Source organism: Nocardia carnea, assembly GCF_029868325.1.
Taxonomy (GTDB): Bacteria; Actinomycetota; Actinomycetes; order Mycobacteriales; family Mycobacteriaceae; genus Nocardia; species Nocardia carnea_C.
On the sequence record NZ_JARWNW010000124.1, the window covers coordinates 1 to 8,355 of the forward strand.

The following is an 8,355-nucleotide window of genomic DNA, read 5'->3' on the forward strand; positions in this document are numbered from 1 at the left end:
AGACGTGGTCCGCACCGAGTTCCCGCAGCCGCGCGGCGATCGCCCGGGACACCACGTCCCGCGGCGCCCGATCGCCGCGCGGGTGGGCCCCCGGGGGTTACGCTTATACCCGGGGATAGCCCCGCACCCCCCCCACCCCCCCCCCCCCCGCCCCCCCCCCCCCCCCCCCCCCCCCGCCCCTCGTCGTTTCCGGGAAGGGGTTCGTTCCGGTCGTTCCCTACTGCGCTCCGGACGCGATTCAGGTCTCCGGTGACCTGCGTGATGCATATTCCGTCCGAATTGTTTATGTGATCAGTTCGCGCTGCGGAGTTTTGCCGCAGAGAATCGTTGCTCTCTGCCGATGGATTCGCCGCTGGAGATGTTTCGGCGCTTAAATCCGGCATAGGTGCAGGTGGGGGCTCTGCTGCCGGGGTGTCGGCTCATATCACGAAACTATATACAGTGATGCCCGGCACAAATTAGAAGAATTCGGTAATTCTTCCGTTCCGGTCGCCGACATACTGCGCGACAGTCGGTTCACGGCTGGATTCCCGAATGAAAGGACATTTCCATGATCCCGGTCATCATCGAAAGCGGTTCCGCGACTCTCAACGTCATCTTCGACACCCTGTGGACCCTGCTGTTCGGCTGATCCGCCGAACCGATGCCCCGGTCTCCGACTGTGCTGGAGGCCGGGGCATCGCCGTCGGGGGAAGGTCTCGCGTATGCGCACGGCTGGTCATGAGCGTGATTCCGCCCACCCGCCGAGGTAGGTCCGCACAGGTCGCGCCATGTCCGGATGTGCCCGACGGTGAGGGGGCGGGCCGCGGCCGGATTCGCTGGAACTAAGCTTGGCCGCGTCAACTGGCCGTCCCCCCTCATCCAGGAGAACCCCACCGTGAGCCAAGCAGGCCGTCCTGTAGTTCTGATCGCCGACAAGCTCGCCCAGTCGACCGTCGATGCGCTCGGTGACGGTGTCGAGGTCCGCTGGGTCGACGGCCCGGACCGGCCCGCCCTGCTGGCGGCGGTGCCGGAGGCCGACGCGCTGCTCGTGCGGTCCGCCACCACCGTCGACGCCGAAGTCCTCGAGGCCGGCAAGAACCTGAAGATCGTCGCCCGGGCCGGGGTCGGCCTGGACAATGTCGATGTTCCCGCCGCCACCGAACGCGGTGTCATGGTCGTCAACGCGCCCACCTCCAATATCCACACCGCCGCCGAACACGCCGTCACGCTGATGCTGAGCGCCGCCCGCCAGATCCCGGCCGCCGACGCCACCCTGCGTGAGCACACCTGGAAGCGCAGCAGCTTCAACGGTGTGGAGATCTTCGGCAAAACGGTCGGTGTGATCGGCCTCGGCCGGATCGGGCAGCTGTTCGCCGCGCGCCTGGCAGCCTTCGAAACCAAGATCGTCGCCTACGACCCCTACGTCTCCCCGGCGCGCGCCGCCCAGCTCGGCATCGAACTGCTCACCCTGGACGAGGTGCTCGAGCGCGCCGACCTCATCTCCATCCACCTGCCGAAGACCCCGGAGACCAAGGGCCTGCTCGGCAAGGAATCGATCGCCAAGACCAAGCCGGGCGTGATCATCGTCAACGCCGCGCGCGGTGGCCTGGTGGACGAAGCCGCGCTGGCCGAGGCCATCAAGTCCGGCCATGTGCGGGCCGCCGGTATCGACGTCTACGACACCGAGCCCTGCACCGACAGCCCGCTGTTCGAACTGCCGCAGGTCGTGGTGACCCCGCATCTGGGCGCCTCCACCAGTGAAGCGCAGGACCGGGCCGGTACCGATGTGGCGAAATCCGTGCTGCTGGCCCTGGCCGGTGAATTCGTTCCCGGCGCGGTGAACGTCACCGGCGGCGTGGTCGGCGACGAAGTGGCGCCCTGGCTGGACCTGGTCCGCAAACAGGGCGCGCTGCTGGGTGCGCTGGCCGACGAACTGCCGGTGAGCCTCGAGGTGCAGGTCCGCGGCGAGCTGGCCGCCTCCGAGGTCGAGGTGCTGCAACTGGCCGCGCTGCGCGGCGTGTTCTCCGCCCACGTCGACGACCAGGTCACCTTCGTCAACGCCCCGGCGCTCGCGCAGGACCGCGGCATCAGCGCCGAGGTCACCACGGTCACCGAAAGCCCCAGCCACCGCAGCCTGGTGGATCTGCGTGCGGTCTTCGGTGACGGCCGCACCATCAACGTCGCCGGTGCGCTCACCGAACCGGCCCAGGTCGAGAAGATCGTGAACATCAACGGCCGCAACTACGATATGCGCGCCGAGGGCATCAACCTGGCCGTCCTCAACTATGCGGACCAGCCGGGCGCGCTGGGCAAGGTCGGCACCGCCCTGGGCGCCGCCGGGATCGATATCCTCGCCGCCCAGCTCACCCAGGACGCCAACAAAGAAGGCGCCACCGTGGTGTTGCGGGTCAACAAGGAGGTCCCCGAATCGGTGCGCGCCGATATCGCGGCCGCCGTGGGCGCCGGCAAGGTCGCGCTGGTCGACCTGTTCTGATGTAGCGGTGCGCTGCCGCGTCGTTCGACGGGCGTGGGCGAGGGGGCCCGGCGTGGTGCGATTACGCTACGCTCCTGCGGGCCCGATTCGCCCGCACCGAGTTCCGGCGGGCGGCGCGCAGCGTCGTGCGAATCCGCCCGGGTGTTCCGCGCCCGGGCGGCATGCGCACAAACACTGTCCCAGCGGCGGCCACCCCCGGCCCGCCGGCCGCGGCCCGCTCCGCTCGCGGCACGTCGTATCCAGAAAGCGTGGTTGTCATGAAGCTCGCCGTGATCCCCGGTGACGGTATCGGCCCGGAGGTCGTCACCGAGGCGCTCAAAGTACTCGATGTGGTGCTGCCCGGCGTGGAACGTACCGAATACGATCTCGGCGCCAAGCGCTACCACGCCACCGGCGAGATCCTGCCGGAAACGGTGCTGCCGGAACTGAAACAGCACGACGCGATCCTGCTCGGCGCGATCGGCGACCCGTCGGTGCCCAGCGGCCTCCTCGAACGGGGCCTGCTGCTGCGCACCCGGTTCGCGCTCGACCATCACGTCAACCTGCGGCCCTCCAAGCTGTACCCGGGCGTCGGCAGCCCCCTCGCCGGTAGCCCGGATATCGATTTCGTGGTCGTCCGCGAGGGCACCGAGGGCCCCTACACCGGCACCGGTGGCGCCATCCGGGTCGACACCCCGCACGAGGTCGCCACCGAGGTCAGCACCAACACCCGGTTCGGTGTCGAACGTGTGGTCCGCTACGCCTTCGCCAAGGCGCAGACCCGGCGCAAACACCTCACTCTCGTGCACAAGACCAACGTCCTGGCCTTCGCCGGGTCGCTGTGGCAGCGCACGGTGGACGCGGTGGGCGCCGAGTTCCCCGATGTCGAGGTCGCCTACCAGCACATCGACGCCGCCACCATCCATATGGTCAACGACCCGGCCCGCTTCGACGTGATCGTCACCGATAACCTCTTCGGCGATATCATCACCGACCTCGCCGCCGCGGTGAGCGGCGGTATCGGCCTGGCCGCCAGCGGCAATATCGACGCCACCGGCACCAACCCGAGCATGTTCGAACCCGTCCACGGCAGCGCCCCCGATATCGCCGGCCAGTCCAAGGCCGACCCGACCGCCGCCATCCTCTCGGTCTCCCTGCTGCTCGAGCACAAGGGCGAAACCGCGGCCGCCGCGCGCATCCAGGACGCGGTCGCCAAGGATCTGTCGGGCCGCACCGGCACCGCCTCCACCACCGAAATCGGCGACCGGATCGCATCCGCGCTCTGACCTGGAAGTTCCGTACTTTCGGCAACGAAATCGGTGTGCAACTCCGATACCATCGGGGATACCTGGGCGTATCCCCGATGGACGGCCCGAGCGCTTGGAGGGCAGCATGACCGCGTGGCGCGCCATCAGTGATGCAGGCTTCGGCCCGTACACGGTGCTGGATCTCTACGACCTGCCGGAAGACGGTAAGGGGTTCGAACTCGAAGACGGGTGGTTGGTCGAGGTGGCAGCGGGGGCACGGCACAACTACGTCGGCTGGTCACTCGCCCGGCGGATCCGTAGCGCGGCCGAGGATGCGGACGCATTCGTCTGCGATGGCGGGGAATGGGAGATCAGCACACCGTCGGGCGTCCGTAAACCCGATATCTTCGTGATACCCAAAGCTGTCGCCCGGGCCGCGATCGTCGACGAGTCGCCGAAGTTGATCCCGGGCATGGATGTGCAGTTGGTGGTCGAAGTCGTGTCGCCGGGCAGCGGAAGCGAACGCACCGACCGGGTTCGCAAGGTTCGGGAGTACGCAGGGCTCGGTATCCCGCAGTATTGGATAGTCGAACACCAGCCGAATATCCAGGTCCATCGGGGCGTCCTCGATGGCGGCGCCTACCGGTGGGAGCCGCCCGTGGGCGAAGGGCGCGAGTTCGCCGTCGAGTTCGAGGTCGATATCCCGGTCCGGGTGTGGTTCGATCCCGCGGACCTCATCGATATCTGATGGGGTCGGATGGTGCGTGCCCAGGCCAGTGGCCCACTCATTTCGGGAGATTCTCCGGACCCGATGGCACCAGTGGGACAGCCACCGCGGCCAAGGCGGCTGCCGCCAAGAAGGCCGCAGGGAATCCGGTTGCGGTGATCAGGCCGCCGAACACCGGCGGTACCGCGGCGATCATCAGGTTCTGGCCGGTGTTCTGGATACCGAGACCCCGGCCGCTCCAATAGGGCCCGGCGAGTTCGGCGATGGCGGTGAAGGCCAGACCGTTGTCGGAGACCGAAACCACCGAGGCGATCACCATCAATGGGATAGCCGCCCACCACCATTCGGTCCAGGCGGTCAAGGCCAGCAGCGCCATGGTGGTGACCGCGGCGACGGCGATCAGGCGCAGGGGACGCATCCGGCTGCCGACGCGGTCGGACCAGGCGCCCGCACCGATCCGGCCCAGAGCGCCGAGTACCTGTGTGCCGGTGACGAGGGCACCCGCGGCGGCCAAGGACCAGCCGATATCGCGGTGCAACCACAGCAGTGCGAATGTCCAGACGGTGCCCTGTGGGATGACCAGGAGTATGGACACTCCGTGGATACGCCAGAGGGTCGCTCCGGCGCGGTAGGGGTTGGCGCCGGTGGTTTCCGCACGCGGTGGGCGAGGCGGGTCGACGATGCCCAGCAGGCAGCCCACGGCCGCCAGGCCTGCCAGGACGGCCGGCACGAGCAGTGCGGGAGCGACCCCGGCACTGTCCGCGACCAGCGGGATGGACAAGGCGCCGATACCGACACCGATGGGCTGACCGGTCTGCCGGATACCCATCGCCAGGCCCCGGCGCTCGGGCGGGAACCAGCCGACGATCACCCGGCCGCTCGCGCCGTTGGTGCTGGCCGCGCCCATACCGCCCAGGAACAGCAGAACCCCGAGCAGGGGATAGCTCGTCGTGAAGGCGGCCGCGGTGCCCGCGACGCACATGATCAGCGGTCCGGCCACCAGCGCGATGCGTTCGCCGAACCGGTCCACCAGATAACCCCAGGCGATAAGGGTGCAGCACAGTCCCACGGTCGGCAGCGCGACCAGCAGACCGGCCGTCGGCAGCGGCATTCCGCCCGCGGTGAGCGCGGGCAGCAGGAACGGGACGCCGTGGACGAAGATCGCGCTCGAGGTCTGGGCGAATACGCCCAGGGCGAGCATGAGCCAGCGGCGTGCGGGAGAGACCGGTACCGGTCGGTGTCCGGACTCGGCGGCTCGGGCGGCCGCCGGTGAACTGTGTGCCATAGTTCCCCATCTCGGAATACAGCAGCAACATCTCAATATATGGGAAGTGCTTCTCAGAACGTGAACTTTTGGTCACCGTACACCGACCGGCCGCGGTTGTACCAGGCGGTGTCACGCTTTTCACCGGCCCACATGCCGACCGGTCGGGCGCATTCGGGCTGGTGAACCCGGCTGGATAGACTTCGGGCATGCGTCTAGGTCGAGTTGCCAGCCCCGACGGGGTCGCTTTCGTCGCCATCGACGGCGAGACCGCCAAAGAAATCGCCGAACACCCGTTCGGCACTCCGACGTTCACCGGCCGTAGCTGGCCGCTGGCCGATATCCGCCTGCTCGCCCCCATCCTGGCCAGCAAGGTGATCTGCATCGGCAAGAACTACGCGGCACACGCCGCCGAATTCGGCGGACAGGCACCGGAGGAACCGGTGATCTTCATCAAACCGAACACCTCCATCATCGGGCCGAACGTGCCCATCCAGCTGCCGCCCAACTCCTCCCGGGTCGACTTCGAAGGTGAACTGGCGGTCGTGATCGGGCGCCCCTGCAAGGATGTCGCCGCGGCGCGTGCCAAGGATGTGATCCTCGGCTACACCGTCGCCAACGATGTCACCGCCCGTGATCAGCAAGCCCAGGACGGACAATGGACGCGGGCCAAAGGGTATGACACCTTCTGCCCGCTCGGTCCGTGGATCGAAACCGAACTGGATCCGGCCGATCTCGAGATCACCACCGAACTCGACGGTGAGGTGAAGCAGCGCAGCACCACATCACTACTGCTGCACGATATTCCGGAAATCATCGAATGGGTGACCCGGGTGATGACCCTGCTGCCCGGTGATGTGATCCTCACCGGCACACCCGAAGGCGTCGGCCCGATGAAAGACGGGCAGAGCGTGTCGGTGACCGTCGCCGGAATCGGAACACTCACCAATCCTGTTGCCGCCAAACGCTGAACGAAAGAGAGACATGACAAACGTACGGGTCCGTTTCTGCCCGTCGCCCACCGGAACACCGCATGTGGGGCTCATCCGCACCGCGCTGTTCAACTGGGCATACGCCAAACACCACGGCGGAACCTTCGTCTTCCGAATCGAAGATACCGATGCCGCACGGGATTCCGAGGAATCGTATCTGGCGCTCCTGGACGCATTGCGCTGGCTCGGCCTCGAATGGGACGAGGGCCCCGAAATCGGCGGACCCTATGCGCCGTACCGGCAATCGCAGCGCCGCGATATCCACCTCGACGTGGTGCACAAACTGCTGGAAGCCGGCGAAGCCTACGAATCCTTTTCCACGCCAGCAGAAGTCGAAGAACGCCACCGCGCGGCCGGACGTGATCCGAAACTGGGCTACGACAATTACGACCGCGACCTCACACCCGAACAGATCGCCGAATACAAAGCCGCCGGCCGCGGCGCCGTGGTCCGGCTGCGTATGCCCGACACCGATCTCACCTGGAACGATCTCGTCCGCGGCGAGACCACGTTCAAAGCGGGCACCGTCCCCGATTTCGCCCTCACCCGCGGCACCGGCGACCCGCTGTACACGCTGGTCAACCCGGTAGACGACGCGACCCAGCGAATCACCCACGTCCTGCGCGGCGAAGATCTGCTCTCCTCCACCCCGCGCCAGCTCGCCCTCTACGCGGCACTGCGGCGTATCGGCGTCACCGATTTCACCCCGGAATTCGGGCACCTGCCCTTCGTGATGGGGCAGGGCAACAAGAAACTCTCCAAACGCGACCCCGAATCCAACCTGTTCCTGCACCGCGATCGCGGCTTCATACCCGAAGGTTTGCTGAATTACCTCGCACTCCTCGGCTGGAGCATCGCCGACGACCACGATGTGTTCACCCTGGACGAGATGATCGCCGCCTTCGACATCTCCAAAGTCAACTCGAACCCGGCCCGCTTCGACCAGAAAAAAGCCGACGCGATCAACGCCGAACATATCCGGATGCTCGCTCCCGCCGATTTCGCTGGACGGTTGCGCGAATACTTCGTCCGGCACGGATATATCGGTGAAGAAATCGACGAAAAAGTATTCGCCGAAGCCGCCGAACTCGTTCAGACCCGAATAGTCGTACTCGCCGACGCCTGGGATCTGCTCCGATTCCTGTTCGCCCCTGCCGCGGACTTCGCAATCGACCCGGCGGCCGGAAAGAAAAACCTCGGAGAAGGTAGCCGGCCGGTCCTGGACGCGACAATCGACGCACTCGAACCACTCACCACCTGGACCGCTGCCGAAATTGAAGAAGCGCTGAAAACAGCGCTCATCGAGCGGCTCGAACTGAAACCCAGAAAAGCGTTCGCACCGGTACGGGTCGCGGTCACCGGATCACATATCAGCCCGCCCCTCTACGAATCCATGGAACTGCTCGGCCGGGAAGAATCCATGCGCCGGCTGCGTGCCGCGCGCGAATGGGTCGCACCCACCGAATAACCCCGCCCGGGGGGGGGGGGGCGGGGCGGGCGGGGGGCCCCCCCCCCCGCGGGGGGGGCCGCCGGCGCCCCCCCCCCCCCGCCCCGCCCCCCCCCCCCGCGGGGCGGGCGGCCGGCCCCGTTCTGCCCCCCCCCCCCAACCCCCCCCGCCCCGGGGCCCCCCGCCCCCCCGGCCCCCCCCCCCCCACCGGGTTACTCGACGC

At 67.3% G+C, this 8,355-nt stretch carries 6 protein-coding genes; 5 read left to right on the forward strand and 1 reads right to left on the reverse strand.

Annotated features, from left to right (window positions below; all coding sequences use genetic code 11):
* Window positions 1-877: 877 nt before the first annotated feature.
* The 3 genes from serA to QH196_RS08860 all read left to right on the forward strand — a co-directional run bounded on the left by serA (window position 878) and on the right by QH196_RS08860 (window position 4,450).
* Window positions 878-2,476, forward strand: a complete 1,599-nt coding sequence (gene serA / locus QH196_RS08850) for a phosphoglycerate dehydrogenase (RefSeq protein ID WP_280415277.1) — start codon at window positions 878-880, stop codon at window positions 2,474-2,476.
* Between the two features lie 257 nt (window positions 2,477-2,733).
* The gene (locus QH196_RS08855) at window positions 2,734-3,741 is read left to right on the forward strand and encodes a 3-isopropylmalate dehydrogenase (protein WP_280415281.1); all 1,008 of its coding nucleotides are present in this window, start codon (window positions 2,734-2,736) and stop codon (window positions 3,739-3,741) included.
* Between the two features lie 106 nt (window positions 3,742-3,847).
* Entirely contained in the window at window positions 3,848-4,450 is a 603-nt protein-coding gene (locus QH196_RS08860) for a Uma2 family endonuclease (protein WP_280415278.1), read from the forward strand.
* Window positions 4,451-4,487: 37 nt separating this feature from the next.
* Here QH196_RS08860 and QH196_RS08865 read toward each other — a convergent pair whose 3' ends face one another.
* The gene (locus QH196_RS08865) at window positions 4,488-5,714 is read right to left on the reverse strand and encodes an MFS transporter (RefSeq protein WP_280415279.1); all 1,227 of its coding nucleotides are present in this window, start codon (window positions 5,712-5,714) and stop codon (window positions 4,488-4,490) included.
* A 188-nt stretch (window positions 5,715-5,902) separates the two neighbouring features.
* Between QH196_RS08865 and QH196_RS08870 the strand changes: the two genes are divergently transcribed.
* Together QH196_RS08870 and gltX are read left to right on the forward strand one after the other, a co-directional pair.
* Window positions 5,903-6,664 (forward strand): fumarylacetoacetate hydrolase family protein, encoded by a 762-nt coding sequence (locus tag QH196_RS08870; RefSeq protein ID WP_033241333.1) that lies wholly within the window; start codon window positions 5,903-5,905, stop codon window positions 6,662-6,664.
* Between the two features lie 13 nt (window positions 6,665-6,677).
* Window positions 6,678-8,153, forward strand: coding sequence for a glutamate--tRNA ligase (gltX, locus tag QH196_RS08875; protein WP_280415280.1), 1,476 nt, complete (start codon window positions 6,678-6,680; stop codon window positions 8,151-8,153).
* Window positions 8,154-8,355 lie beyond the last annotated feature (202 nt).